Source organism: Thermomicrobiales bacterium, assembly GCA_023954495.1.
Lineage (GTDB): Bacteria > Chloroflexota > Chloroflexia > Thermomicrobiales > CFX8 > JAMLIA01.
Genome location: JAMLIA010000010.1, coordinates 1 through 25,687, shown reverse-complemented (window position 1 = coordinate 25,687; position 25,687 = coordinate 1). Strand labels below are relative to the sequence as shown.

Here is a 25,687-nt window from a genome sequence, read left to right as displayed (position 1 = left end):
GTGCTAGCGTATCTTGCCGCGCGCAATGACCGGCCAGGTCTCGACAACCTCACCGTCGCGGACGACATACATCTCGTCCTGCAGGTTCACGGTCGGGCAGACGTGGTTCGGGATGATCTCGACCTTGTCGCCAACCTTGAGTCCTTGCGCAGACGGCGGCAGCTCGACGACGCCGTGCTCTTCGCTGATGCGCACGATCACCGCCTCCGGGTAGTCAACGATCAGTCCGTGACCTGCCGCACCGGGGGCCATGTCGCTGGTCAGCGTCTTGGACCCGGCATCGACAATCGCGCGATCCGGTGCCGGGCGGCTCGTCACCGTCGCGAGGATACGCATCGCGCAGTCGTCCGGGCTGAGTCCGAAGCGCAGGTAGGCCCGGTCGTTGAACACGTAGGTGCCGGGCCGCATCTCGGTGACACCGTCGATCGTCGTCGTCGTAAACGCCGCCGGCGTCGAGCCGACGCTGACGACCTGAATGTCGAAGCCGTGCTCGCGCAGCAGTTCGGCCGAGTCGATGATCGCGTGGCCGGCCGAGAGCGCCGTCTCGGTCATCCCTTCGACGCCGTCGGTCGAGTTCACCTGACCCTCGTGCGTCATCAGCCCGATGACACGCAGATTCGGCATGTCGGCGCGGATGGTTTCAGCCAGGCGCAACGCCTCGTCACCCGGCTTGACACCGGCACGATCCTGGCCGGTGTTCAGCTCGATAATGACGTCGAGCGTCTTTCCCGCATCGCCCATCGCAGAGTTCAGACCAGCAGCAACCTCGGGCGTGTCGACGGCCACGCGAACCTTGGCGCGATCCATCAATGCAACGAGGCGACGCAGCTTGATCGGCCCAACGATCTGGTTGGCGATGAAGAAGTCGTTGTAGACACCTGCATCAGCGAGCGCCTCAGCCTCGCCGAGCTTCGCGCAGGTAATGCCGGTCGCCCCGCCCTGCTTCTGCAGTTCGGCAATCGCAGCTGTCTTGTGCGTCTTGAAGTGCGGACGCAACGCGATGCCCTTCGATGCAGCGTAATCCGCCATGCGGCTCAAGTTGTGCTGAAGAATCTCCTCGTGCACGACCAGTGCCGGGGTGTCGAGCTCGTCTCGGTATCCCATTCTCACGCTCCTCATTCAGCGAGCAGCGCTCGCCAACTATTGCCACCGATCAGGTGCATTTCCGGCTGTCAGACCGGCCACTTGTTTCCACTGAGATCGATCCAGCGACTGAGCTGCTGCGACCGCGACACCGCGTCCAGCACCTCCTGGACCTTGGCACCGTCGTCGAACGACGGCTCGGCCTCGGTGCCGGTGCGCATCGCCAGCACCCACTCGCCAACCAGGATTGAGAACCCGCGAATGTGCCGCGCCGAGCCGGTGCGGTTGCCGCTGCCCGGCATGTAGGCCGGCATCAGATTCTCGATGCGTGCGCCGTGCTGCGCGCCGAAGAGCTTGCCGTTGTCCTGGATGATCAGCACACCGTCACTGCCGGTGGCGAGGATCTGCTCGCCCACCTCGGCGGCAGCCGTGTACGAGATATGCACCGAGCCAATCGCACCGTTGGCAAAACGGACGACGAACGCGGTGTTGTCGTCGGCGTCCACGGCTACCTGGCCTTCGCGACCACTGATCGCGCGCTCCGGCACGGCGGTCTCGACGGCACCAGCAACCCAGTGAATGTCACCAAACCACCAACGCAGTGCGTCAATGTAGTGCGACCCGATCGCCGACAGCACACCACCGGCGCTGGACGCGTCGGCCAGCCAGGCCGGTGTCCGCCGGCCAGGATCAGAAAGCGCCGCGCGAAAGACCACGACCGACACCGAATGCAGCCGGCCAATGAACCCCTCGTCATACAAATCCTTGAACCGACGTCGGGCCGGATCATGGCGCATCTGGTGTGCGACAGCGTGGCAGATGCCGGCTTCACGAGCCATGCGCAACATGTCGCGCGCCTCGGCGACGCTGCGCGCCATCGGCTTCTCGCATAGCACGTGCAAGCCGGCATCGCAGGCCGCCAGCACCATCGGGTGGTGCAGATGCGGAGGCGAGGCCACCGTCACTGCGTCGATCGAGCCGGACTCGAACATTTCGCGATAGTCGGTAAACGACGTCGGTATGTCCAGGTCGGACGCGACGTCTCGCGCTCGCCCGGCGTGTGCGCTGCAGATCGCGACGACATCCACGCCTGGCACGCGACGCAGGGCAGGGACGTGCACAGTCGCTCCGAATCCGGCTCCAACTACACCAACCCTGATCGTCTCGCGCTCCAGCGGCCGCCTGACGACGGTACCGGGAGTCATCTGTCCCGAAAGGCTCACAAGCGGCTCTCATTCCGCTGCATCATGGGGCATTCCCTACTCTCTGCCTTCGGGAACGTATACATCCGACCATGCCGAGGCGCAACCACAGCCAACTGGTTCTGCGGTTGTATCATCTAAACGTACATTGAATAGGAGGAACCCTTGGACGAGCAGCTACCTCCGAGCGTTGATGCTCCAACACCCGGTCCCTCATCATCCAGTCCGAAGCGCCTGCACCGTAGCTCATCGAACAAAATGCTAATGGGTGTCTGCGGCGGACTTGGCGAGCACTTCGACATTGACCCAACAATCCTGCGGCTGATCTTCGCCATCGGTGTTGTTCTGGGTGGCACCACGATTGTGCTCTATATCGTTCTTGCGATCGTCATGCCGTCGGACGCGGGTATGGTCATGGAGCCGCGTGACGCAGCCAAGCACACCGTTGACGAAGCAGTCGAAGACCTGAAGTCCGCGTCCGACAAGCTGGTCGCCAAGGTCAAGGAATTCACCGGACGCCTCGGCTAGATCAGGCATCCAGCACGTGCACGCGTCGACCGTCAATCCGCAAGCGCCCGGCCTGAAACAGGCGAATCGCTTCGGGATAGGCTTGGCATTCGGCCTGAAAGACACGCGCGCCGAGCGATTCGGGCGTGTCGTCCTCAGCCACCGGTACGCAGCGTTGCAGGATGATCGGGCCGGAGTCGTACTCCGCATTCACGAAATGGACCGAGCACCCGGACACCTTCATACCGGACGCCAGCACCGCCTCGTGAACGCGACCACCATACAGACCATGACCGCCAAACAAAGGTAGCAGCGAAGGGTGGATGTTGATCATCCGCCCTTCCCATTCCGGCAGGATGTCGAGTTGCGAGAGGAACCCGGCCAGCACAATCAGCTCAACCTGATGTGGCGCGAACAGCGCGGCGATACGGACGCTGAGCTCGGCCGGCGTCTGGTACTGCCGCCGCGACACGACGTGCGTCTCGATCCCGGCAGCACGAGCAACCTCAACGCCACGCACCGTCGAGCGCGAGGAGATGACGATCGGGATGTCGATCGCCAGCTCTCCGAGATCTCGCAGCGCAATCAGGTTCTCCAGCGTCCGACCAGAGCCGGACAACAGCACCGCCACGCGCAATCGGTCTTCAGCCATCCACCCGCCCACTCACGTTCCGTGTATCGTCACAGCGTACCCCGGCGCGATGATACATGGGAGCGCCCATGAGGACGCTCTGCGTCACGTTGCCGCTGCCGCCCAGTGTGAACAACCAGTACGTCACGGTCGGGCGGCGACGGGTTCTCAGCCGCGCTGCGAAAGTGTTCCGCAAGGATGCTGGTGTCATCATCGACCGCCTGCTCGCCGACGGCGCAATCACCGAAGCGTGGCTGGACACGTTGCGCGGCCAGCCGTTGGCCTGCGATCTCGTCTTCTTCTTCGAAACGCCCTTCAAGCGCGACCTCGACGGAGGTCTGAAGATCTCGCTCGACGCGCTCTGCGAACGCCTCGGCCTCGACGACCGCTACGTCGTCTCGCTCACCCTCGCCAAGCAGCTCGACCCGCTCCGCCCGCGCGTTGAGATCGAGCTCGGCCCGGCATCCGACTGGCAAATGGACCAGACCTACGTTCTCCTTGATAAGGAAGACACGTAGTCCGATCCACAGAGGCTATTCGTTATCTACTGACTCCACCTTCGGCTGCCTCCGCTCGCGATAATCCGACACCATCCACCAGACCGACGCCAGATTGAGCGCAATAGCCACCGCCAGCGCCGCATTGATCCACGGATAGATCCAGCTATGGATTGTGCCGTTCGACACGATGAAGCCAATCGGCGCAACCTGCGCCGCATCAGTGTCGTCCGACAACCTCAGCGTTATGTCATGAACTCTGCCGCCTGGCCCATCCGCCACCCGCGCCCGGCCATCGGCATTGAGCGGCGCTGTCGACGCCTTGCCATCGTCCATCTCGACGACAAACGCACCATCGCCCCCTGACAGCACGTCAACCCGCTGCCCGCGCACTCGCAGCGTGACGCTATCGCCCGCGCTCAGCGCATCCACCTGCGCGTCGGAGAAGCGATACGATCCAGTCCCGGCGGCCTGAATGGTCGCAGCCGCTCGCTGAAGCGCGAGATAGGCAGGTCGCGGAGTGAAGTCGTTCTCGACGATCGCGAATCCCTGCGTCGGGTTGCCGACCTGATCCGGCGCGTCCGGTCCACGCGGGAAGCGGAACGACCAGACCGCCATCTTCCCCATCCATGGCCACTCGCGCTGCGCGCGCAGATAGCCGTTGACCAGGTACTCTGCCTGCTGCTCCTCTGACACCGGCGTGCCCCACGGCGAGTCGTGACCGTCCCAGTTTTGCGGCAGCGACACCCAGCCGTATTCGACCGCCCAGACCGGCGTATCGGCATCGCCGTTGCGCTCCATGATCTCGCGCGTCTGGATCGGTCGGGAAAAGTTGTTGCGTCCGAAATCGACCCGGCGGTCGTAGGGCGAGTAGCCGTAGCCATAGACCATTGCCGCTGCGATATCGAAGTAATCGGCGGCCCCGGCGTCGTACATCTGCTGCAGGAACAGCAGGTCACTCAGATTCGACGGACCCAGCTGATCGGTCGGCGCAAGCCCGGCCATCACGACAACGACGGTCGGATCAGCGCGCTTCGCCGCCTCGTAGCCAACCTTCAGCAAGTCGACATATGCAGCCGGATCGATCGGCCCACCACCCCACTCACCTTCCAGGTTCGGCTCGTTCCAGATCTGGACGAACTGCACCCTGCCGCGATAGCGCTCGACCACCTGCTCGACAAACGCACCGTAGTCGTCCAGGTCGTCCGGCGGCCCCTCGATCTCCGGGTTCGGCCGACCCTCCAGTGCCCACGCTGGCGGCTTCTCCAGCCGCGCCAGAATCTGGATACCGCGCTCGGACGCGGCGTCGACGATGCGGTCGTACTTCGCCCAGGTCGAGTTGCCCTCTGCATCAACGAAGACGCCCGGCTCCGGCTCGATCTCAAACCAGCCGAACAGCTGGCGGATCATCCCGAACCCGCCATCGCGAATCATGTCGAGCGACTGTTCGACGACTGCCGGATCGGGCTCCTCATTCAGGAAGGTGTTGACCGCCATCGGATTCCCATCGGTCCAGAGAATCGGATGCCAGTCATTACCGGTCGCGACACCGCGAGTGAAATACGGCTGGGCGAACGAGGAAGCAACGACGGCCAGCGCCAACCCGACGAGCGCGCCGACGTGCAACAGAACGCGCAGCACGCCGAACAGGCGCATCTCGCCCAGACGGCGGCGCTTCGTTCGCTCGTCTCCAGGTTGCTCGTCCAGTTTCGTTGCCATCGGCGCGAGTGTACTCCGTCGCGCATCAGCCATTTCGCAACGTCGCGGTTGAGAAATGTGTTCAACTGCGGCAGAATTGGCATAACGCCCGGGTCGATGCCACAATCCGCTCGGCAGAACCCACAGCGGATGGTCACGGGAGGGAAAGACAGCCGCATGGCAGGACTCACCCAGGAACAAGTCATTGAGGCAATTCGGCCAGTCCAGGATCCGGACTTCCGTCGTAGCCTCGTCGAACTGAACATGATTAAAGGTGTTGACATTGATGGCGGGGCCATCACGATCCACGTTGAGTTGACCACTCCGGCCTGTCCATTGAAGGACAAGATCGAGAGCGACCTGCGGGAAGCCGCCGCGCCGCTCCCCGGGCTCACCAACGTTGATATCGAATTCACCTCGCGGGTACGCTCAAGCGGTCGCGGCGCGCCGGACAAGACGCCGATTCCCGGCGTCAAGAACACCATCGCCGTCGCCTCCGGCAAGGGCGGCGTCGGCAAGTCGACCGTCGCCGTCAATCTCGCCGCAGCGCTCGCCCAGGATGGCGCGCGCGTCGGCCTGCTGGATGCCGACGTCTACGGACCAAGCATCCCGCTCATGATGGGCACCAGCGCCCGACCATTCATGAACAACAACAAGATCGTGCCGCTGGAGGCCTTCGGCGTGAAGCTGATGTCAATCGGCTTCCTGCTCGACGCGAACCGCGCCCTGATCTGGCGTGGCCCGCTCGTCGCCCAGCTCATCAACCAGTTCCTCAACGAGGTCAACTGGGGCGAGCTCGACTACCTGATCATCGACCTGCCACCTGGCACCGGCGATGTTCAGCTGACCCTCGTGCAGAAGATCCCGCTCTCCGGCGCGGTCATCGTCACCACGCCGCAGGACGTCGCGCTGGCCGACGCGGTCAAGGGCATCCAGATGTTCCAGGAGGTAAAGACACCGATCCTGGGCATCGTCGAGAACATGTCCTACTTCGTCTGCCCCGGCTGCGGCGAGCGCACCGAGATCTTCGGCTACGGTGGCGGCGAACGCACCGCCGAGCGTTACGATGTACCCCTGTTGGGCCGCATCCCGCTCGACACCGCCATCCGTCAGGGTGGCGACATCGGCCACCCGATCGTCGTCTCCGAGCCGGAATCACCGCCGGCCGAAGCATTCCGCGCCGCATCGCGCGAAGCCGCCCGCAAGCTCGCCGTCGACGCCGTCGAAAAGCCGCGCCGCCCAACGATCATGCTGAAGCAGGCGCAGTAGCACTTCACCGACACTCCTTGCTGCCCCCGTCGAAGTGGACGGGGGCAGCAGCATCTCCAGCTAATTGACATCCTCCCTCTTCCCATGTGAACATCGCGGCCAGGTATCCATTCGATAGACCCCCGGATTGATCGAGGGATGAGGAGGCCGCATGCGCGTTGCCATGTTTGGCGACAGCAGGATCGGCGTCGTCGCGGCGGATGATACCGTCGTTGATGTCACTGACCTGCTTGAGCAATTTGATCCGCCAGGACCTGAACATCTGCTGCCCGACCTGATCGATAACTTCGAGGCGCTGAGAGACGACCTCACACAGCGCGCGGCAACCGGAGGCGGGACACCGGCCGGCGAGGCTCAGTTGCACTCGCCAGTCACCCGCCCGTCCAAGCTCATCTGCCTGATCGGGAACTATCGAGAGGGCACCGATCGACCGCTCCAGATTCTCGATGTGTTCTTCAAATCGCCAGAAGCGATCGTCGGCCATAACGACACCGTCGTCCTGCCGCGCCATCAGGCGAGCATCTTCCATCACGAGGCGGAGATTGCCGTCGTGGTTGGCAAAGAGGCAAAGGATCTGACGCCGGAGTCGGCGATGGATGCGGTGTTCGGCTACACGATTTTCGAGGACATCTCAGCACGCGGGACAGGCCGCCCCGGGATCGTCAGCTTCCTCGGCAAGTCGCACGACACGTTTGCTGGTTTCGGCCCCTGGATCGTCACCCGCGATGAGGTTCCCGATCCGCAGGCACTGCACATCACGGTCGATGTCAACGGCGAGCGTCGCCAGGACTACACGACGGCTGACATGGAGCGTCCGATTAGCGAGTTGATGACGTATCTGTCGTCGATCACAACACTCCGCCCGGGCGATGTCATCTGCTGCGGCACCAATCACCAGGGACTTGGCGCGGTGCAGGATGGCGACGAGGTTATCACCGCAATCGACAGCATCGGTTCATTCACGCTGCACGTCCGCGACGATATGGAGCGTGCCTGGCAGCGCGGGATCGACACGGAGATGGCCGAACGAGTGAAGGCGATGGCCCAACAGCCGGAGCATCAGGCGAACGGAGGGCAGGCGTCATGAGACTCGTACTGACCGGCGACGACCGCATCGCTGTCCTTAAAGACGACGGGATCGTCGATGTCTCGGGAGCGTTTGCTGACCTGAAGTACCGCACCGCCGCCGACCGCATGCCGCGTGTGCTGGCTGCCCTGCATGATCGACGCGAGCAGGTTGCCGAAGCAGCAGCAAGCGGCACTGTGGCGCCGCTCGTTGCGTTGCAAGCGCCCGTGCCGCGGCCGCCGAAGCTGATCGCGGCGTTCGGCAACTATCGGGAAGGGACCGACCGCGAGCGGCAGGAGCAGGACATGTTCCTGGAGAGCCCGGATTCAGTCACCGGTCCGGGCAGCACGGTCGTGCTGCCGAACCACCCGGCGACGATCTTCCATCACGAAGCCGAGCTGGCGCTGGTCATCGGGCAGAGGGCGAAGGATCTGCCGGCCGACGACCGCGCGCTGGAGGCGCTGGCCGGCTACACCTGTGCGATCGACGTCTCGGGACGCGGCATCGGTCGCATGCCGCCAAGCCGCATGGGCAAGTCGTTTGACACGTTCACCCCGCTCGGCCCAGCCATCGTCACGCCGGATGAGGTACCCGATCCGCAGAACCTGCGCGTCACCCTGTCGGTCAACGGGGAGGCGCGGCAGGAGTACACAACCGCCGACATGGAGTATTCGGTGGTCGAGATTCTGGCCTTCCTGAGCGGCTACATGACGCTCGTTCCCGGCGACGTCAGTCTCTGCGGCACGAACCATCAAGGCCTCGGCGCGCTGCAGCACGGCGATCAGGTGCGGATGGAGATCGAAGGCGTCGGCGTGCTGAACGTTGATGTCAACGACCCGCTCGGTCGTGAATGGCCGCGTGGCGTCGACGAAGCGATGGCCGCCCGCGTGCGAAACGCCGCCGATAACGACCACTCAAATCGATTGATCGAAAGCCCGCTGGATATTCATTCAGCGGGCTTTCGGGTATCGCACTACTTGACAGTTGACTCATCTCGTACATACTGTGCGTGGGGAAATCCAACAGCAACAGGTGGCCACACTCTTTTCGCGCTCTGGCAGTCAGGGAGGCGAGTTGCGCGTGTCACTGTCTACGCCACGGCGGCTGATCGCGTTGGCGGCAATCGTGCTCATCGTCGCCCAGATCCTCGCGATCCGTGTCAGCACAACACAGGATGCCCGTGCCGCGTCAATCGCCGTGCCGGCATTCGAGCGTGTCTGGTCGCGGACGGACGGACCCATCGCGGCCGGCAAGGTCGCCCGCACCTGGATGTGGGGACCAGAGGCCGTCGCTGACGCTCGCTACGAGCCGTACGCCGAATCGCCAGGTAGTCAGCGCCTCGTCCAGTACTTCGACAAGTCGCGCATGGAGATCAGCCAGCCAGGCGCACCGGACGACGGACTCTGGTATGTCACGAACGGTCTGCTGGTGGTCGAAATGGTCACCGGCCGGCGTCAGATCGGCGATGCTTCGTTCGAGCAACGCATACCAGCCAACGTCAATGTCGCTGGCGACGCCGACGATCCGAACGGCCCGACCTACGCCTCGTTCTCTCACGCTCTCGATCTGCCACCGACCGCTGAAGGCAGCATCATTACTGCTCGACTGGCGCGTGATGGCAGCGTATCCGTCGATCCGCTGCTCGCAGGCTGGAACGCCACGGCGGGCGTGCTGGACGACATCACGCATCACACAATCGCTGCACCATTCTGGACATTTATGACAGCCGACGGGCTGGTGTCCGAGAACAGTGTGCTCGTGCAGGCACCGCTGTTCGTCAACCCGTACTACGCGACCGGCCGGCCGATCAGCGAGGCATATTGGGCAACGGTGAGGGTCGGCGGCACCGCGCACGATGTGCTGATGCAGTGCTTCGAGCGCCGCTGCCTGACCTGGACACCGACCAATCCGACCGCCTGGCAGACCGAAGCGGGCAACGTCGGCCGACACTATCTGGACTGGCTTAGCGGCGAGCCTTCGACGCAGCCGGGCACAGCGACCGCGGTGCCGCCATCATCACCAAGCTGCGATCCGGCCTACCCCGACATCTGCATTGCGCCGCCGCCTCCCGATCTCAACTGCTCCGATATTCCGTATGGCAACTTCACCGTGCTGTCGCCCGATCCACACGGATTCGACCCGGACAAGGACGGTCTCGGCTGCGAAGGCAACACGACCGCGCCCACCGCCACAAGCGGCGGCGGCGGAGCCCAGCCGACCGCCACGAAGACGCCAACGCCAACGCGCACACCAACGCCATTACCCACCGCACCGTCGGCCCGCAGCACGGCGACGGCTGGTTCACCGATGGCACCTGGAACGTCGGCGAAGACATCGCTGCCGGAACCTATCGCAACACCGACTCGTCGGCCGGTTGCCACTGGGAGCGGCTTGTCAGTCTGAATTCCGTCATCGTCGAGAACTTCGCCCACACCATTCAGGACGTGACGATCGAGCCGGGCGATGCATACTTCCGCTCAGAGAACTGTGGCACCTGGAATATGACGGCGGCCTACCCAACCCCGACGCCGATCGGCGACACCGGCGGCGAAGCAGCCTGCCTCAGTGGCATCGAGCGCGAAGTCCTGCAACTGCTGAATGCGGCCCGGCTGGATGCCGGTCTCTCGCTGTTGACCAACTCGCGCGCGCTGAACATCTCCGCCTACACCCACAGCCTCGACATGACCACCCGCGACTACTACAACATGAACACGCAGGCACCGCTCCCAACCGGGCAGTCCGGCCCAACGCCGGTCGACCGCATGCGCGACGCAGGTTACCCGTTCCCCGCCACCGGCTGGGCCGCTGGAGAGAACATCGCCTGGGGTTACTCCAATGCACAGTCACTCGTGAACGCCTGGATGAGCTCGCAGCCATACCGCGACAAGATCCTCAACCCGCTGTTCACTCAAGTCGGCATCGGCACTGCGTCGAACCCTGACGCGTACTATCAGAACGTCTGGGTGACGGACTTCGGCAACGGCAACGACGGCCCCGGCTGCTGAGTGGGCTGTCAACTTCAGGCTGGCAAGCCGCGCGGGCTTTCTGCGTCAGCAAGCTAAACAGCCCGGTCCGACAGCGAACCTCGAAGCCTGTCATTTCGAGCGCGAACGCGAGAAATCTCCCACACGTTCGATGCGGTCAAACGCAGAGGAGATTTCTCACTGCGGTTCGAAATGACAGAGAAAATGGAATGCTGCCGAATAGACAATTCAGCCCTGACAGCGCACTGAGTCTCAATCAACGAGCGTACATGTGCGAAAGCGCCGATCATTGCAGAGTGGGGCTCTGGCGGTCGGCGCTCCCGCGTGGAGGGAATCAGTTGAAGGACAGGCTGACGAGGTCGAAGTTGATCGTGCCGCCATCTTCCGTTTGCAGAATTATCGTGGTGCCCTCGACATCGACGATCGTCAGTGGGCCGACTTCGCCGGGTGCCTCGTAGACATCCGGAACACCAGTCGAGCTGTACCAGCCATCGTCATCGGGCGAGAGCGTCAGGATCGCGACGATGCCGACGCTAGATGGACCGCCGGTTTCCGCTTTTCGCGCGCCAGCATTCACCTGGATGTAGTTCACGCCGTCATCGGTTGGTGCCTGCCAGTAGTTGCTGACGTAGAGGCCATACGGAACAGCGCCACCCTGATGCGAATCCTGGATGCCGACCGGCGGCAGATGCGAGGTGCCATCGTCTGCATCCACCGCGTCATCAGCGACCTCAGTTGGATCGTCGGCTACGCTCGTATCAACGTCGGACTCGCTTGAGTCAGCCTCTGCGTCACTCGTATCGACGCCTGCGTCGGTTGGCTCATCGGCGACCAACTCGTCAGCCGGTGCAGGAGCGGCGGGTTGCGCGACGTCGACTGGCTCAGTTGGGGCAGGCGCAGCCGAAGATTGCTGCGACTGGAACGCGCGGCTGGTCAGATCGAACGTGATCGTGTCGCCCTGGGCTGTTGTCAGCAAGACGGTGTTGCCGTCTACAGAAGCGATCGTCAGCGGGCCGACGTTGCCGGGTGCCTCGTAGACCGCGAAATCATCCAACGGCACGATGTATCCATGATCGTCCGGTACCAGCGTCACGACCGCGACGATGCCGACATCGGTCAGGCTGCCGGTGTCCGCCTTCGTCGCTCCGGCACTCACCTGCAGGAAGGCTGGTCGATCGTCGATCTGTCCCTGCCAGAGATTGCTGACGTAGTAGCCGCGAATCGACGCTGAGCTCTGGTGCATGTCGAGAATGCCGAGTTCCGGCAATGATGGCTTCAAGCTGTCCGCCGTTGGTGTCATCGGCTCGGACGGCTTTGTTGGCTTTGCGGGGTTGGCGACGGCAGTCTGCCGGGCGAGCTCCTGTTGCTGCAGCGCCGTCGCCTTGGCATCTGCCGCGCCGGGGCTTGTCGTAACGGTCGGTGCGGCCATCGGCGTCGGTGGAACGGCGGTCGGCGGCTGCGACGCCTGGCCCGATCCTGACCGTGATGCCGCAAACAAAAGGAACACGCCGATAGCAATGATGACCATTGCGGCGACCCAGATCACCGCCTTCGGTCGAGAGTCCGATTCCACTTCGCCCTGGTTGTTGTTCATGCACTTGCCTGAATGAGCCCGCAGCACCGGCACGTCACGTTGATGCTCCGTCAGCCTGTGATCGACCACTCAATAGATCGTATACCGATATGCTACTGCACCGGGGGGGGTGTCAACCTCAATTTCTGCGTGGAACGTGGCGAACGTACTACCAGGTTGGTCCAAATTCCGAACATAGTTGCCTAACTGACCGCGCGATTCCCGACATCGACCTGTCGACGTACCCGACTAGCCAGAGTCGCCGCCCTCGGCTACCCTTTCTCGGGCGCAGGCTGGCCGCCTGCCGAGGGGAGACACATGCGCTGGTTCTGGCTCATCATCGGAATCTCCGGGCTGCTGGGTGCCACGGGCATCTGGGCGGTCGCTGAGGGCATTTCGCAATACAACGGCACGCTGCGCGCCTATGCGTCGATGGAAGTGCGCTACGTGCCCGATTCCTTCGTCTGGAATGATCCCGCGTTCAGCAGCGGTCGTGCCCAGATCCGCTTCACGAATGGGTCGCCTTCGACGGCGACCGTCGAGGCGATGCAGATGTTCCTGCGCTTTGACGGCGTGTTCGCCGGCGCAACCTACGAGCCGTTCGAGAAGATCACGCTGCGCCCGGATGAGACGCAGGTCGTCGAAATCACCTTCACCGTCACCTCCGGCAGCCAGCAACCGCGCGGCGGCGAGGCGAACCTGACCATCGACGGCTGGATGCGGCTGGATTACATCGATCTCGACCGGACGGTCACCCTCGACATCGGAGATCGCGTCGGCGTCGTCAATCGGGTTGAGGAGTAGCACGATGACACGACCGCTCTCGCCGCTCGCCTACTGGCTCATCATCACGCTGCAATGGCTCGCCCTGACGTTCATGCAGGCGGCCGCGATCATCTGGTCGTCGCGCGCGCTGGAGAAGTACATCGCACCGACACAATCAACGCTGCTCTTCCTCGGTACGGCGCTGGTCGGCTCGTTCCTGCTCGGCCTGACTGTCCGACGCGGCGTCGTCCTCGGCGTGCTGACGATCCTGTTCTGCCTCGGAGCGGCGGCGATTTTCGGGGCGACGATCTACTCGCCGGCCTGGGAGGGCACCATCGCCCGCGTCGTCAGCTTCCAGAACTACGCGACACAGCAGGCGATGTTCGTCTTCATCTGGTCAATGCTGCCGGCGTCACTTGGCGCGTTCGCTGGAAACATGATCGGTGTCGGCATCCGGCAGGAGCTGGAGCCGCGCTCCAACGATGAACCTGCACCGTGGTGGGAAACTCGCGACGACTGAGCACGGCTCACATCTGCGAAACGGCAGCAGTCGTTCGCTCAACTTCTTCGCCGTCCGGCCAGCGATGCGGCCCGTCATGGCTGCTGTCGCACAGAAGCTCGCGAGCATCGCGCCGGTCGACGACCGTAGCGTGCAGCGTGGCGAAATCCGTGCGGGGTGAAACAGGGAACTGCGTCGGCATCGCCGGACGATACCGCGTGCAGTACTGACGATCGATCATCGTCACCTCCTCTGATCAACGTACGCCACTCGCAGCGGAGGTGGCCGTCTCGCGGTTGTACACTCAGCGCTGGGATGCGGTGAGTGGCGGACGGAGAAGCGATGACCGGCGACGAACAGCAGGCGATCACGATTGAGCAGATCAAATGGGATGACGACGGGCTGATCCCCGGCATCGTGCAGGACGCGCGCACCGGCGAGGTCAGGATGCTGGGCTACCTCAGCGCCGAGTCGCTCGACCTGACCATCCAGAGCGGCATCGTTCATTTCTATAGTCGCTCCCGCCAGACCATCTGGAAAAAGGGCGAAACGTCCGGCAACATCCTGCAACTGGTCGATGCCCGACCCGATTGTGATGGCGACACGTTGCTGCTGCGCGTGATCCCGGCCGGGCCGACCTGCCATACCGGCGAGCAGTCCTGCTTCTTCAGCCCGCCGATCGCGCAGACCGCCGAGCGTGCCGACGGCCCGGTCATCATTAGCCGCATCGCCAAGGTGGTTGACGAGCGCCACGCCGAGCGACCGGAGGGCTCCTACACGACCTATCTGTTTGAGCAGGGTGTCGACAAGATCGGCAAGAAGATCGGCGAAGAGGCCGCCGAAGTCATCATTGCGTCAAAGAACGACGACCCCGATGCACTGGCCGGTGAAGCCGCCGACCTGCTCTATCATCTGCTGGTGATGCTGCGCGCACGCGACCTGCCGCTGGACATGGTCTGGAATGTTCTGGAGACGCGCCATGCCGGGAAGCAGGAACGATGAGCGCACAGCAGTGGGAAGCGGTGCTGTTCGACTGGGACGACACGCTCTGCGGCGCTGAGCCGCATCGGTTCGTCTACGCACAGCAGGTTGCCGCCGAGTTTGGTATTTCGCTGAACATGGCCGACGTCTATGCCGCGTTCGTCCGTGCCGGCGATTCCGCTGCCGGTGCCTGGGGCGAGTTCATTGTTCGCCTGCCACAGGCTCTCGGCGTCCCGTCGCAACAGGCTGATGCCTTCCTGGAGCGTTATCAACGGCGCGACACGATCAAGACGTTCCAGCTCTTCGACGACGTGCTCGACGCGCTGGCGGAGATCCGCGAGCGCGGCATGCGCGTCGGCATCATCTCGAACAACGACGAAGCCGAAGACCGACTGCACGAGCTTGAGGTTCGCCATCTCGTTGAGGTCGTCGTCTCGCCGCGCACGTTCGGCGTCGGTAAGCCAGACCCGCGCATCTTCACCAGCACGCTCACGCAGATGCAGATCGCACCACAGCGCGCGCTCTACGTCGGCGATTCGTGGGACAACGACGTCGTCGGGGCACGCGCAGCCGGACTGACGCCGGTCCTCATTGACCGCTGGGAAGTCAACGCGCTCACCGACACACCGCTGCGCGTGACGAGCCTCAGCGATCTCCTCGCGGTCGCACTGGACACCGCGTCACCGTACTAGCCGGGTCTCCGCTGCCCCATCACGGTGACACGCACGAGCGTTCATCGAACTCCGCTGGTGCCGGATTCCAGCACGTCCACCACTTGCGCAATTGGCTGTATCCGCAACATGCAACCCCAGCAATCAATTTTCATCCTTACAGCACATGTCATGCACATATGCGGACATGCACGTGCAGGGATTGACAGTCGCAACATCAAGGCGTAGCGTAGAAACATACACGACTACCTGTCCTCTAGTACAGGCATCGTGCCTCCGATGGGACGGCGACACACGCGCAATCTCACCCGATCCTGTGGGTGTGTTGTATGCACTCGTGCGCCAGCGTGCCATGAAACAGCGTGGAGGGAGGGTAGCAGGGGTATCTACGTGCAATGTTCGACCCGGTCGCGTTGTCTAAATTGGTTGAAAGGACAGTAAATGGTGCGCAAGTTCGCCACCATCGTTGCAGCAATTTCGCTGTTGAGCTTGCTCGTTCCTTTCGCAGCTGCCGCAGAAGAAGGTTCGACGGACGACTCGTGTGAGATGTTCGACGTCACCGGCTTCAGCATTTGCGATGAGTTTCTCGACTTCTGGAATGCCAACGGTGGACTGCCGGTCTTCGGCTATCCGCTAACAGACGCCCACGATGAGGTCAACCCGGACACCGGGCAGACCCTTCTGGTGCAGTACTTCGAGCGCCAGCGCTTCGAGTTGCATCCAGAGAATGCGGGTACTGTCTATAACGTTCTCTTCGGACGCCTCGGCGCCCAGACTCTCGACATGCAGGGTCGCGACTGGATGACCTTCCCACAGGCCGATCCGAGCTCCGACAACTTCTTCGAGACAACTGGTCACGCCATCGCACCAGAGTTCATCGGCTACTGGTCCAGCCACGGCCTCGACTTCGGCGATGAGGGCATTTCCCTCCGCGAGTCACTGCTCCTCTTCGGCTATCCGATTTCGGAGCCGGACATGGAGACCAACAGCGACGGCGACACCGTGCTGACCCAGTGGTTCGAGCGCGCGGTGTTCGAATACCACCCGAACAATGACGATCAGTACAAGGTGCTCCTCCGCCGCGTCGGTGCCGAGCTGCTTGAGTCGATGACGCCGCAGTTCGATGTCGTCAACGACGGCCTGGAACTTCGCCGCGCGGCATCGCATTCGACGCCGCTGGCGCGATGTATCTGACCGACGCCGGCTCACCGGACGCCGCATCACCGGATGACTGCCTCCAGGTTGGCGACCCGGCCGACGACCTGACGGTCTGCTTCACCAACTCCGGATCCGTCATCAAGGTCGTTGATGGCACCGCCACGACGGTCGCCTCCGGCCTGCCCGGCACGGTCGCCGACATCCAGATCGCTCCGGACGGAACAATCTACGTCCTGACCGGCCTTGGTGCCGATCCTTCGCAGGTTCGCCCGATCGCTGGTGACAAGGCCAACGGCTTCGGTGCGATTCTCAAGGTCGATACCGACACCAACACCTGGACTGAAGTAGCCGATGTTTCCGGCTACGAAGTCGACGCCAATCCTGACGGCGGCGCGATCGACACGAACCCGTACGGGTTCACGATGGTCGATGGCGGCTTCCTGGTTGCTGACGCCGGTGCAAATGCCGTGCTGAGCGTGACCGCAGAGGGCGACGTTTCCACGTTCGCCGTCTTCCCGCCACAAATGGTTGACGCCCCACCGTTCCTCGGCCTCGATCCGGGCGCGCAGATCCCGATGGAAGCTGTGCCAACCTCGGTTGCCCAGGGACCGGATGGCGCGTTCTACGTCAGTGAGCTCACCGGATTCCCGTTCAATGTTGGCTCGGCGCGCATCTGGCGCGTTGCTGACAATGACGGCGATGGCGATGCACTTGAAGATGGCGAGATGACGGTCGCTGCTACCGGCTTCACCAATCTCGTCGATCTCGGCTTCGACGACCTCGGCCACCTCTACGCGCTCGAGATCGCATCCGGCGGTCTACTGGCTGCTGAGAGCTCGGAAGATCCTGCCGCATTCGCCGGCGCGGTCGTCCGCGTCGAGGCCGACGGCTCACATACTGTCCTCGCTGACAACGGCCTGATCGCTCCGACTGGGATGACGATCAACAACGGCGGCATCTACGTCGCCAACTTCGGCGTCATGCCGGGCATGGGCCAGATCGTCAAGCTGCGTGCAGCCGCCTCAACGGTCGCTGTCGTAGCCACCGGTCTGCAGGGCCCACGCGGCCTGACCGTTGCCAGTGATGGCGCGGTCTACGTCGCCGAAGCAGGCACTGCCGGCGATGCCTGCGCCACCATCGGCGAAGGCGACGACGCCGTGACGGTCTGCGCTGGCACCAGTGGCGCGATCACTCGCGTCGCCAACGGCACGCAGGAGCAGGTCGTGACCGGCCTGCCATCGGTTAACTTCGGTGAAGATGTCACGGGCCCGCACGACGTCGTCGTCGGTGACATGGGACAGCTCTACACCATCATCGGCCTCGGCACGTCGGCCGAGAACCGCGACGCCGTCGGCCCAGCACTGGTTGGCGACGCGGCGAGTGAATTCGGCACCATCCTGGCAATCAACGACGATGGCACGTGGGACAGCATCGCTGACGTTTCCGCCTACGAGTCCTCGGCGAACCCCGACGGTGGCGCAATCGACTCCAACCCGTTCTCGCTCGTCCTGACTGAGAGCGGCTTCGTCGTTGCTGACTCCGGTATGAACGGCATTGTCAACGTCCATCCGGACGGCGACAACACCACCTTCGAGACGCTGGGCGTCATCGATGACCGCATGGTCGATGCCCCACCGTTCCTCGGCCTGCCGGATGGTGTTCAGATCCCGATGCAGGGCGTCCCGACCGGTATCGTTCAGGGACCGGACGGTGCGTACTACGTCGGTGAGCTGACCGGCTTCCCGTTCGAGGTCGGTGCCGCTCGCGTCTGGCGCATCGCCGGGCCGGACGACATGTCGGTTGTGGCAGAAGGCTTCACCAACATCCTCGACATCGCCTTCGACAGCCACGGCAACATGTACGTGCTGGAGATGGCCCAGAACGGTCTGCTGGCAGTCAACCCGGATGATCCATCAACGATGACCGGCGCGCTCGTCAAGGTTGCATCGGACGGCACGCAGACGACGATCATGTCCAACGGGCTGGTCATGCCAACCGGCATGGCAATCGGATCCGACGATTCGATCTATATCTCGAACTTCGGCGTTGTCCCGGGCATGGGTCAGGTCATCAAGATCAACCAGTAGCTCGTGCGCCTCGCGCACCTCGTCAGCGACGCCCCTGCCGGCCAGGTGGGGGCGTCGCTGCGTCTGGTCGGCCGTACGCCGGTGCTATACTCCGGCCGGCGCTGAGTCCGGCTTTTCGTTGATGACAACGGCAGACAGGGGGCACCAGGCGATGCGCGAACAGATAGCGTTTGCCGCCTACGCCGTGCTGGTCATTGGCGTGCTCATCCTGCTTGCGTCGCTCTTTGCTGACCCGCTGGCCCTGGGCCGACCGGGCACCGGATTCGGCTGGAAGCAGCTGCTCGGCGTCCTGATCGGTCTGGCGATAACGTACGGTGGCTATCGACTCGTGCGCCGCGTCGAGCGTGGCTGACAGATAACGGGAGGCGACGGTGAAAGGGATCATCCTTGCCGGCGGACTCGGCAGCCGGCTCTACCCACTGACGCACGCAACCAACAAGCATCTCCTGCCGGTCTACGACCAGCCAATGGTCTACTACCCGATCACGACACTCGTCTCGGCCGGGGTCGACGAGATCATGGTCGTGACCGGTGGCCCACATGCCGGGCACTTCCTGCCGGTCCTTCAGACAGGCAGGAAGTTCGGCGTCCGCCATCTGGAATACACCTATCAGGAGAACGAAGGTGGCATCGCTGAGGCGCTCGGGCTCTGCGAGGAGTTCGCCGACGGCGAGCCGATCTGCGTCATTCTCGGCGACAACACGACCGACGCCGACATCCGGCCGGCCGTCGAGGAGTTCGACGGCGGCGCACTGCTGTTCCTCAAGACCGTGCCCGATCCGCAACGCTTCGGCTGCCCGGTGTTCGACGAAGCCGACCCGCAGCGCATCATTACCATCGAGGAGAAGCCGCGGAACCCGCGAAGCAACTTCGCGGTCACCGGCCTCTACATTTTCGACGAGCAGGTGTTCGATCTGATCCGTCAGCTCGAGCCTTCCGACCGTGGCGAGCTGGAGATCACCGACGTCAACAACTTCTACCTCAACGCCGGGCAGCTCCGCTGGGTCGAGCTCGATGGCTTCTGGAGCGACGCGGGCACGTTCGAGAGCCTCTACCGTACGAACCGCTACTGGGCAGAACGCAAGATGGCCCTCGCCGCCGAGGGCCGCACCTGGGGCCACGCGATGTCAGCGCCGACTGACGACGAGTAGCCCGCTCACAAAGGTGCGTATTCGGCACCGGCGCAGCGCTCTAGCTCACTCCTCCGCCATACGCATCCGCGTACTGCTCGCGCAGCACCGACTTCTGAAACTTGCCGGTCGAGGTGCGCGGGATAGCATCCACGACATCAATGCGGTCCGGCAACCACCACTTCGGGAACTGTTCGGCCAGATAGGTTTGTAGCTCTTCGGCATCGACCGACACGCCATCGCGCAGGACGACAACCGCCATCGGGCGCTCCAGCCAGCGCGGATGCGGCACGGCGAACGCCGCCGCCTCGACGATGGCCGGGTGGCCCATCAGCGCGTTCTCCAGCGCCACCGAGCTGATCCACTCGCCGCCCGACTTGACGACGTCCTTGGCGCGATCCTGAATCTGGATGAAGCCATGGGCATCAATGGAGACGATGTCGCCGGTGCGGAACCAGCCATCTTCGGTGAACGACACCTCCGCGTCCGGGTTGTCGTAGTAGTGACCGGCGATCCACGGCCCGCGCACCTCCAGCTCGCCCATCGTTTTGCCGTCCCACGGCACCAGACCGTCCTCGCCGCTGGCGCGAATCTCGACGAACGGGACAGGGCGACCCTGCTTGGCGCGGAAGTTGTCCTGCTCGGCGATCGGCAGATCCTCCATGTCCGAGGTGAGGATCGCAACGCTGCCAAGCGGCGTCGTCTCGGTCATGCCCCAGGCATGGACAACTTCCAGCCCGTGGCGATCGCGGAACCCCTGGATCATGCTCTTCGGCGCGGCCTGTCCACCGACCAGCAGCGTCCGCATGCTGCTGAGATCCCAGGCGTCGGGGTCCTTGTCGAGCGTCTGCAAAAGGCCCAGCCAGATCGTCGGCACACCGGCGGTCAGGGTGACGCGCTCACTCTGGTACAGCTCCAGCAGACTCTGGGCATCGAGGAACGGGCCGGGCATCACCTGCGTTGCGCCGACCATCGTTGAAGTGAATGGCAATCCCCAGGCATTGACATGGAACATCGGCACGACCGGAAGGACGACATCGCGCTCCTGAACGCCGCAAGTGTCCGCCGCAGCGGATGCCAACGAATGCAGCGCCAGTGCGCGGTGCGAGTAGACCGCACCCTTCGGCCGCCCGGTCGTGCCAGAGCTGTAGCACATCGCAGCCGCCTGGCCCTCGTCGATCTCCGGCTGGCGGAAGTCCGCCGCATCGTGGCCGGCGATGAAGTCCTCGTAGTTCGTCATCCCCTCCGGCGCGCTGCCATCCGGCGCAATGACGATGACGTGCTCGATGTTGCTGTTGCTGCGAATGCGCTCGACGAGCGGCAGCAGCGCCTGATCGACGATCAGGACACGGTCGTCCGCGTGGTTAACGATGTAGACGAGATCTTCTGGCGGCAGGCGCAGGTTCAGCGTATGCAGCACGCCGCCCATGATCGGGATGCCGAAATAGGCTTCGAGGTGCTGGTAGTGATTCCAGGCGAGCGTCGCCACGCGGTCGCCCGGCTGAACGCCCAACTCGGCGAGCGCCATGGCGAGCTGCTTGGCGCGGCCCACAAAGTCGGCATAGGTATATCGATGCAAGTCGCGGTCCGGCATGCGGGTGACGATCTCCTTATGCGCGAAGAACGTTTCCGCCCGCCGGAGAATCGCATCGAGGGTGAGCTGGTAGTCCATCATCAGACCGTGCATCATGAGCCTCCCTGCTGATACATCGCACATCGAGATTGCATGCGAGAGCGAGATTCAGTCAGCCCCGTAGACCTCGAGAACCGCGGCAGCACCCATCCCGCCGCCGACGCACATCGTCACCAGCCCATTGCCGCCGCCGCGCCGCCGCAGCTCGTGGATCAGGCTGGCCGTCAGCTTCGCGCCGGTCGCGCCGAGCGGATGACCGAGCGCGATTGCGCCGCCGTTGACGTTGATCTTCTCCTCAGGCAGGTTGATCTCCTGAATCACTGCCAGCACCTGAGCGGCGAAGGCTTCGTTGAATTCGATCAGGTCGATGTCGTCCAGCGACATGCCCAGCCGATCGAGCAGCTTCGGCACCGCCTTCGCCGGCCCGATGCCCATGATGTCCGGATCGACACCGGCGGTCGCGAAGCTGACGAAACGCGCCAGCGGCGTCAGGCCGCGCGCCTCGGCGTCCTCCCGACTCATTAGCAGAACCGCCGCCGAACCGTCGCTAAACGGGCTGGCGTTGCCGGCAGTCACCGAGCCGTTGGCCTTGAACGCTGGCCGCAGCTTTGCCAAACCCTCGACCGTCGTTTCCGGCCGCATCGTCTCGTCGCGGCGCACCGGCTCGTCCTCGATCTCACGCTCTGCGCCATGCCAGACGATCCGCTGCACCGGTACGGTGACGATCTCGTCGGCGAAGGCGTCACGCTGCCAGGCTTCGGCAGCCTTGCGCTGGCTGTTGTACGCGTATTCGTCCTGCTGCGCGCGGGTGATGCCCCAGCGCTGGGCCACGCGCTCGGCGGTGTAACCCATGCCGATGTAGCTCTCGATGTCTTCGGGATTGATGCGCGTGTGGTAGCCGGTCATTGGCACCTGGCTCATCATCTCGACGCCACCAGCCAGCACCACATCAGCCATTTCGGTCATGATCGCCTGCGCACCCATTGCGATCGTTTGCAGCCCGGACGAGCAGAATCGATTGACGGTCGTGCCAGACGTCTCGACCGGCATGCCGGCCCGCAACAGCGCCAAACGGGCGATGTTGAGGCCCTGTGCCGCCTCCGGCATCGCGCAGCCCCAGACCACATCCTCGACGTCGGCTGGTGCGACACCAGCCTGCTCGACGGCAGCGCGCATGACCGTCGCCGAGAGCTCGACCGGGTGGACGCCGGCCAGAGCGCCGTCGGCTTTCCCGCGCGCCGTCGGACTGCGCATTGCACTGACGATGACTGCCTCGCGCATTGGTGTCTCCCTGCTTTCTCAGTTGCGGAGCGGTTTGCCGGTCTGCAGCATATGGTCGATGCGTTGTTGCGTCTTCTGGGTGCCGAGCAGACTGAGGAACGCCTCGCGCTCGAAGTCGAGCAGATCCTGCTCGCTGACCTCGCGTGGCGGTCCGTCTCCGGCCGCCAGCACCCAGGCTAGCTTCTCGCCAATGATCACGTCGTGGTCGCTGGCCTGCCCGGCCTCGCGGAACGTCCAGAGCGCCATGCGCAGATTGCCCAGCGCCTCCTGCCCCAGCGCCCGAATGCGTCGATCGACTGGGGCAACGTAGCCCGGCGCGAGCGCCAGCACCGCCGCTTTAGCATCGCCGATCAGTCGGTCGCGATTCATCGTGATGCGGTCGTGTGGACGGAGAAACCCGATCGCTCGCGCTTCGTGTGCGCTCTGGCTGGTCTGCGCCAGCGCAATCGGCATGAACGCGCGGCGGACCGCCTCGAACGGATCAGCTTCGATGTATGGCTCAAGCTCCTGGGTGAAGCGGACCAACAGCTCCTTCGTCCCGCCACCAGCCGGTATCAGCCCAACGCCGACCTCGACGAGGCCGATGTTCAGCTCGGCGGCAGCCTGGACATGGTCGCTGTGCATCGCGACCTCGGCCCCACCACCGAGCGCCAACCCAAAGGCCGCCGCCACAACCGGGAACGGCGCACGCCGCAGGCTCATCGTGGCCTGCTGGAATGTGTCCACATCACGTTCGGCTGCGGCCCAGTCCCCCTCACGGGCCAGGCTGGCGATCTGGTTCAGATTCGCGCCGGCCGAAAACGCGCGCGCATCATCGCTGCCGATCACCAGGCCGACATAGCCCTGCTGGTCGACCAGCTCCAGCGCCTGCCGCAGGATCGAGAACGTCCGCTCGCCGAGCGTGTTCAGCCTGGAGTGCAGTTCCAGCATCGCCACGCCATCGCCCAGATCGATCACCGACGCATCGTCACCTGCGATGAGCGTGCGGCCTTCAGACTTGCGTGTCGGCAGGCTCACAACACCGGGGCGATCACGCAGCGGCTGTAGCGTGCCATCCAGCGCTCGCGCCGACGGCAACCCGTCAGCATCGTCATAAAAGCGCTCGCCCGCAGTGCGCAACAGCGTCGGCTCATCCAGCCCCGCACTCCGCAGGCCGTCGCGAACGACATCCAGCCCGACGGCGTCCATCTGCCGGAATGGACCCATCTCCCAGGCGAAGCCCCACTCCAGCGCGTGATCGACCGACGGGACATCCCAGGCGATCTGCGGCGTGAGCGTCAGCGTCTGATGGCTCGTGGTGAAGAACAGGGATCGCAGGAACTCGCCGTGCGCGCCGGGCAGATCCAGCGCACCGCGCAAGCGCTCCGCCAGCGGTCGACGAGCGAGTGCCCCCAGCTCCGGCGACTCGACCGCCGCACGCGGTTCATAGTCCATCGTCGTTGGGTTGAGCGTCAGGATGTCGCGACCGACACGCTTGTAGAAGCCAGCCCCACTCTTTTCACCCAGCCGCCCGTCAGCGACGAGCGCGCGCACCCAGTCCGGCAAGCCGTAGTCTTCGCCGGTCGCCTCGGAGAGTCCGTCGGCGACATGCAGCAGAATATCCAGTCCGGTCAGGTCGGCAGTGCGGAACGTGGCCGACCGCGGACGGCCAATGAGCGGGCCAGTCAGCGCGTCGACCTCGTCAATCGACAGGCCGGTCTGCTCCATCAGCCGGATCGCCTGCAGCATCCCGTAGACGCCGAGTCGGTTGCCGATGAAGCCGGGCACGTCCTTTGCCCGCACCGTGCCCTTGCCAAGCACGACATCGGCGAACTGCTCGACCGTCTCGATGATGACCGGGTCGGTCTCCGGTCCGGGGATGATCTCCAGCAAGTGCAGGTAGCGCGGTGGATTGAAGAAGTGAGTGCCGAAGAAGCGCTTGCGGAACGCCGGACTGCGGCCTTCGGTCAGCACCTGCATCGGGATGCCGGACGTGTTCGAGGAGATGATCGTGTCTGCGCCCAGCAGCGGCTCAAGCTGTGCATAGAGCGCGCGTTTCGGCCCGGGCTGCTCGACGACCGCTTCGATGATCCAGTCGCAGCCTGCCAGCAAGGGCAGGTCGTCCTCGATGTTGCCGAGTGTGATCAGCCGCGCGCTGCGTGCATCCAGGAACGACGGCGGGCGAGATTTCAGTGCCCGATCGAGGCCGCGCTTAGCCGGCTCGTTGCGATCGCGATTTCCGGCGACATCGAGCAGCACGACCGGAATGCCGACCGACGCCGCCAACGCGGCGATACCACCACCCATCGTCCCTGCGCCGACGACGCCGATCGACCTGATCCGCATGGCGAACTCTCCGTCCGCGCCACATGTGGCGCTCTGGCCGGATCGTCGCGGATCGCTGGCGTGTCATCGCGCGGCAGAGCCACCGCGAATCGCGTCTTCCGCCACGATCACTCTCGAAGAAAGGTAGGTCTATAGTACTGCACGGTTTGGCAGAACGCCTATGTGAATCACGTCATTTCGTCGTGCGCGCGCGAATCAGCTCGCGGCGAATGACGTGATGCTGAATCTCGCTGGTGCCCTCGTAGATCTGCAGCAACTTCGCGTCACGGAATAGCTTGGCGACCGGGAACTCTTCGGAATAGCCGTTGCCGCCAAAGACCTGCACCGCCTCTGTCGCCGCCCACATTGCGCTGTCCGCACCGAACACCTTGGCGTACGCCGACTCCAGCGTGTTGCGTTCTCCGGCGTCGTAGCGCGCGGCAGACTGGTAGGTCAGCAACCGTGCCGCCTCGGCGCGCACCGCCATCTGCGCGATCTTGTCGCCGACCGACTGGTGCTGGATGATTGGCTGTCCCATCGTCTGGCGCTCCATCGCGTAGGCGATCGATTCGTCCAGACAGCGCTGGATGACGCCAACCGCAATCGCGGCGATCATCGGGCGCGAGCGGTCGAACACACCCATCGCGATCAGGAAACCGGCACCCTCT

General features: G+C 63.9%; 24 protein-coding genes. 14 read left to right on the top strand and 10 right to left on the bottom strand.

The features are described 5' to 3' along the window. Positions 1-3: 3 nt before the first annotated feature. Positions 4-1,104: an alanine racemase gene (locus M9890_03415; protein MCO5176011.1), complete on the bottom strand. Its 1,101-nt coding sequence runs from the start codon at positions 1,102-1,104 to the stop codon at positions 4-6. 68 nt (positions 1,105-1,172) lie between these two features. After that, positions 1,173-2,306, bottom strand: coding sequence for a Gfo/Idh/MocA family oxidoreductase (locus tag M9890_03410; protein MCO5176010.1), 1,134 nt, complete (start codon positions 2,304-2,306; stop codon positions 1,173-1,175). A gap of 144 nt (positions 2,307-2,450) precedes the next feature. Between M9890_03410 and M9890_03405 the strand changes: the two genes are divergently transcribed. After that, the gene (locus tag M9890_03405; protein MCO5176009.1) at positions 2,451-2,813 is read left to right on the top strand and encodes a PspC domain-containing protein; all 363 of its coding nucleotides are present in this window, start codon (positions 2,451-2,453) and stop codon (positions 2,811-2,813) included. A 1-nt stretch (position 2,814) separates the two neighbouring features. On the opposite strand, the gene purN is transcribed toward M9890_03405, so the two are convergent. After that, entirely contained in the window at positions 2,815-3,444 is a 630-nt protein-coding gene (gene purN / locus M9890_03400) for a phosphoribosylglycinamide formyltransferase (GenBank protein MCO5176008.1), read from the bottom strand. A gap of 68 nt (positions 3,445-3,512) precedes the next feature. Here purN and M9890_03395 point away from each other — a divergent pair, with 68 nt between their 5' ends. Then, positions 3,513-3,941: a RusA family crossover junction endodeoxyribonuclease gene (locus M9890_03395; GenBank protein ID MCO5176007.1), complete on the top strand. Its 429-nt coding sequence runs from the start codon at positions 3,513-3,515 to the stop codon at positions 3,939-3,941. Between the two features lie 15 nt (positions 3,942-3,956). Here the strand turns inward: M9890_03395 and M9890_03390 are convergent, their stop codons facing one another. After that, positions 3,957-5,639, bottom strand: coding sequence for a cellulase family glycosylhydrolase (locus M9890_03390; protein MCO5176006.1), 1,683 nt, complete (start codon positions 5,637-5,639; stop codon positions 3,957-3,959). 156 nt (positions 5,640-5,795) lie between these two features. Here M9890_03390 and apbC point away from each other — a divergent pair, with 156 nt between their 5' ends. The 4 genes from apbC to M9890_03370 all read left to right on the top strand — a co-directional run bounded on the left by apbC (position 5,796) and on the right by M9890_03370 (position 10,958). Continuing rightward, a complete protein-coding gene (apbC, locus tag M9890_03385) occupies positions 5,796-6,887 on the top strand; it encodes an iron-sulfur cluster carrier protein ApbC (protein MCO5176005.1) in 1,092 nt (363 codons plus the stop codon). 151 nt (positions 6,888-7,038) lie between these two features. Then, positions 7,039-7,974: a fumarylacetoacetate hydrolase family protein gene (locus M9890_03380; protein MCO5176004.1), complete on the top strand. Its 936-nt coding sequence runs from the start codon at positions 7,039-7,041 to the stop codon at positions 7,972-7,974. After that, the gene (locus tag M9890_03375; GenBank protein ID MCO5176003.1) at positions 7,971-9,248 is read left to right on the top strand and encodes a fumarylacetoacetate hydrolase family protein; all 1,278 of its coding nucleotides are present in this window, start codon (positions 7,971-7,973) and stop codon (positions 9,246-9,248) included. Before M9890_03380 ends, M9890_03375 begins: the two co-directional genes overlap by 4 nt. A gap of 1,149 nt (positions 9,249-10,397) precedes the next feature. Then, positions 10,398-10,958, top strand: a complete 561-nt coding sequence (locus M9890_03370) for a CAP domain-containing protein (GenBank protein ID MCO5176002.1) — start codon at positions 10,398-10,400, stop codon at positions 10,956-10,958. Between the two features lie 313 nt (positions 10,959-11,271). On the opposite strand, the gene M9890_03365 is transcribed toward M9890_03370, so the two are convergent. After that, positions 11,272-12,531 carry a hypothetical protein gene (locus tag M9890_03365; protein MCO5176001.1) on the bottom strand — a complete coding sequence of 420 codons (1,260 nt, stop codon included), beginning with the start codon at positions 12,529-12,531 and terminating at the stop codon, positions 11,272-11,274. Between the two features lie 297 nt (positions 12,532-12,828). Here M9890_03365 and M9890_03360 point away from each other — a divergent pair, with 297 nt between their 5' ends. Both M9890_03360 and M9890_03355 read left to right on the top strand, forming a co-directional pair. Further along, positions 12,829-13,314, top strand: coding sequence for a hypothetical protein (locus M9890_03360; GenBank protein MCO5176000.1), 486 nt, complete (start codon positions 12,829-12,831; stop codon positions 13,312-13,314). 4 nt (positions 13,315-13,318) lie between these two features. Then, positions 13,319-13,795 (top strand): hypothetical protein, encoded by a 477-nt coding sequence (locus M9890_03355; protein MCO5175999.1) that lies wholly within the window; start codon positions 13,319-13,321, stop codon positions 13,793-13,795. A gap of 7 nt (positions 13,796-13,802) precedes the next feature. Here M9890_03355 and M9890_03350 read toward each other — a convergent pair whose 3' ends face one another. Continuing rightward, positions 13,803-14,015 (bottom strand): hypothetical protein, encoded by a 213-nt coding sequence (locus tag M9890_03350; GenBank protein ID MCO5175998.1) that lies wholly within the window; start codon positions 14,013-14,015, stop codon positions 13,803-13,805. A gap of 83 nt (positions 14,016-14,098) precedes the next feature. On the opposite strand from M9890_03350, the gene hisIE reads away from it, so the two are divergent. From hisIE to M9890_03320, 6 genes are all read left to right on the top strand, one after another. After that, complete coding sequence (hisIE, locus tag M9890_03345) at positions 14,099-14,776, top strand: bifunctional phosphoribosyl-AMP cyclohydrolase/phosphoribosyl-ATP diphosphatase HisIE (GenBank protein MCO5175997.1); 678 nt, start codon at positions 14,099-14,101, stop codon at positions 14,774-14,776. Then, positions 14,773-15,447, top strand: coding sequence for an HAD family hydrolase (locus M9890_03340; GenBank protein ID MCO5175996.1), 675 nt, complete (start codon positions 14,773-14,775; stop codon positions 15,445-15,447). The genes hisIE and M9890_03340 overlap by 4 nt, the downstream gene beginning before the upstream one ends. A gap of 420 nt (positions 15,448-15,867) precedes the next feature. Then, positions 15,868-16,620, top strand: coding sequence for a hypothetical protein (locus M9890_03335; protein MCO5175995.1), 753 nt, complete (start codon positions 15,868-15,870; stop codon positions 16,618-16,620). Beyond that, positions 16,611-18,671: a ScyD/ScyE family protein gene (locus M9890_03330; protein ID MCO5175994.1), complete on the top strand. Its 2,061-nt coding sequence runs from the start codon at positions 16,611-16,613 to the stop codon at positions 18,669-18,671. The genes M9890_03335 and M9890_03330 overlap by 10 nt, the downstream gene beginning before the upstream one ends. Before the next feature lie 151 nt (positions 18,672-18,822). Next, complete coding sequence (locus tag M9890_03325; protein MCO5175993.1) at positions 18,823-19,023, top strand: hypothetical protein; 201 nt, start codon at positions 18,823-18,825, stop codon at positions 19,021-19,023. 19 nt (positions 19,024-19,042) lie between these two features. Further along, positions 19,043-19,822 carry a sugar phosphate nucleotidyltransferase gene (locus M9890_03320; GenBank protein ID MCO5175992.1) on the top strand — a complete coding sequence of 260 codons (780 nt, stop codon included), beginning with the start codon at positions 19,043-19,045 and terminating at the stop codon, positions 19,820-19,822. Between the two features lie 40 nt (positions 19,823-19,862). Here the strand turns inward: M9890_03320 and M9890_03315 are convergent, their stop codons facing one another. The 4 genes from M9890_03315 to M9890_03300 form a co-directional block, all read right to left on the bottom strand. Beyond that, a complete protein-coding gene (locus M9890_03315; GenBank protein MCO5175991.1) occupies positions 19,863-21,488 on the bottom strand; it encodes a long-chain fatty acid--CoA ligase in 1,626 nt (541 codons plus the stop codon). 54 nt (positions 21,489-21,542) lie between these two features. Further along, the gene (locus tag M9890_03310; protein MCO5175990.1) at positions 21,543-22,715 is read right to left on the bottom strand and encodes a thiolase family protein; all 1,173 of its coding nucleotides are present in this window, start codon (positions 22,713-22,715) and stop codon (positions 21,543-21,545) included. 18 nt (positions 22,716-22,733) lie between these two features. Beyond that, the gene (locus M9890_03305; protein ID MCO5175989.1) at positions 22,734-25,040 is read right to left on the bottom strand and encodes a 3-hydroxyacyl-CoA dehydrogenase/enoyl-CoA hydratase family protein; all 2,307 of its coding nucleotides are present in this window, start codon (positions 25,038-25,040) and stop codon (positions 22,734-22,736) included. Between the two features lie 172 nt (positions 25,041-25,212). Further along, positions 25,213-25,687, bottom strand: a 475-nt coding sequence (locus M9890_03300) for an acyl-CoA dehydrogenase (protein ID MCO5175988.1), incomplete at its 5' end; no start/stop codon positions are given.

Coding starts and splice junctions, on each gene's coding strand:
- M9890_03415 (MCO5176011.1), bottom strand. CDS start 1,104: ATGGGATACCGAGACGAGCTCGACACCCCGGCACTGGTCGTGCACGAG.
- purN (MCO5176008.1), bottom strand. CDS start 3,444: ATGGCTGAAGACCGATTGCGCGTGGCGGTGCTGTTGTCCGGCTCTGGT.
- M9890_03395 (MCO5176007.1), top strand. CDS start 3,513: ATGAGGACGCTCTGCGTCACGTTGCCGCTGCCGCCCAGTGTGAACAAC.
- M9890_03390 (MCO5176006.1), bottom strand. CDS start 5,639: ATGGCAACGAAACTGGACGAGCAACCTGGAGACGAGCGAACGAAGCGC.
- apbC (MCO5176005.1), top strand. CDS start 5,796: ATGGCAGGACTCACCCAGGAACAAGTCATTGAGGCAATTCGGCCAGTC.
- M9890_03380 (MCO5176004.1), top strand. CDS start 7,039: ATGCGCGTTGCCATGTTTGGCGACAGCAGGATCGGCGTCGTCGCGGCG.
- M9890_03375 (MCO5176003.1), top strand. CDS start 7,971: ATGAGACTCGTACTGACCGGCGACGACCGCATCGCTGTCCTTAAAGAC.
- M9890_03365 (MCO5176001.1), bottom strand. CDS start 12,531: ATGAACAACAACCAGGGCGAAGTGGAATCGGACTCTCGACCGAAGGCG.
- M9890_03360 (MCO5176000.1), top strand. CDS start 12,829: ATGCGCTGGTTCTGGCTCATCATCGGAATCTCCGGGCTGCTGGGTGCC.
- M9890_03355 (MCO5175999.1), top strand. CDS start 13,319: ATGACACGACCGCTCTCGCCGCTCGCCTACTGGCTCATCATCACGCTG.
- M9890_03350 (MCO5175998.1), bottom strand. CDS start 14,015: ATGATCGATCGTCAGTACTGCACGCGGTATCGTCCGGCGATGCCGACG.
- M9890_03340 (MCO5175996.1), top strand. CDS start 14,773: ATGAGCGCACAGCAGTGGGAAGCGGTGCTGTTCGACTGGGACGACACG.
- M9890_03335 (MCO5175995.1), top strand. CDS start 15,868: ATGGTGCGCAAGTTCGCCACCATCGTTGCAGCAATTTCGCTGTTGAGC.
- M9890_03330 (MCO5175994.1), top strand. CDS start 16,611: ATGTATCTGACCGACGCCGGCTCACCGGACGCCGCATCACCGGATGAC.
- M9890_03325 (MCO5175993.1), top strand. CDS start 18,823: ATGCGCGAACAGATAGCGTTTGCCGCCTACGCCGTGCTGGTCATTGGC.
- M9890_03315 (MCO5175991.1), bottom strand. CDS start 21,488: ATGCACGGTCTGATGATGGACTACCAGCTCACCCTCGATGCGATTCTC.
- M9890_03310 (MCO5175990.1), bottom strand. CDS start 22,715: ATGCGCGAGGCAGTCATCGTCAGTGCAATGCGCAGTCCGACGGCGCGC.
- M9890_03305 (MCO5175989.1), bottom strand. CDS start 25,040: ATGCGGATCAGGTCGATCGGCGTCGTCGGCGCAGGGACGATGGGTGGT.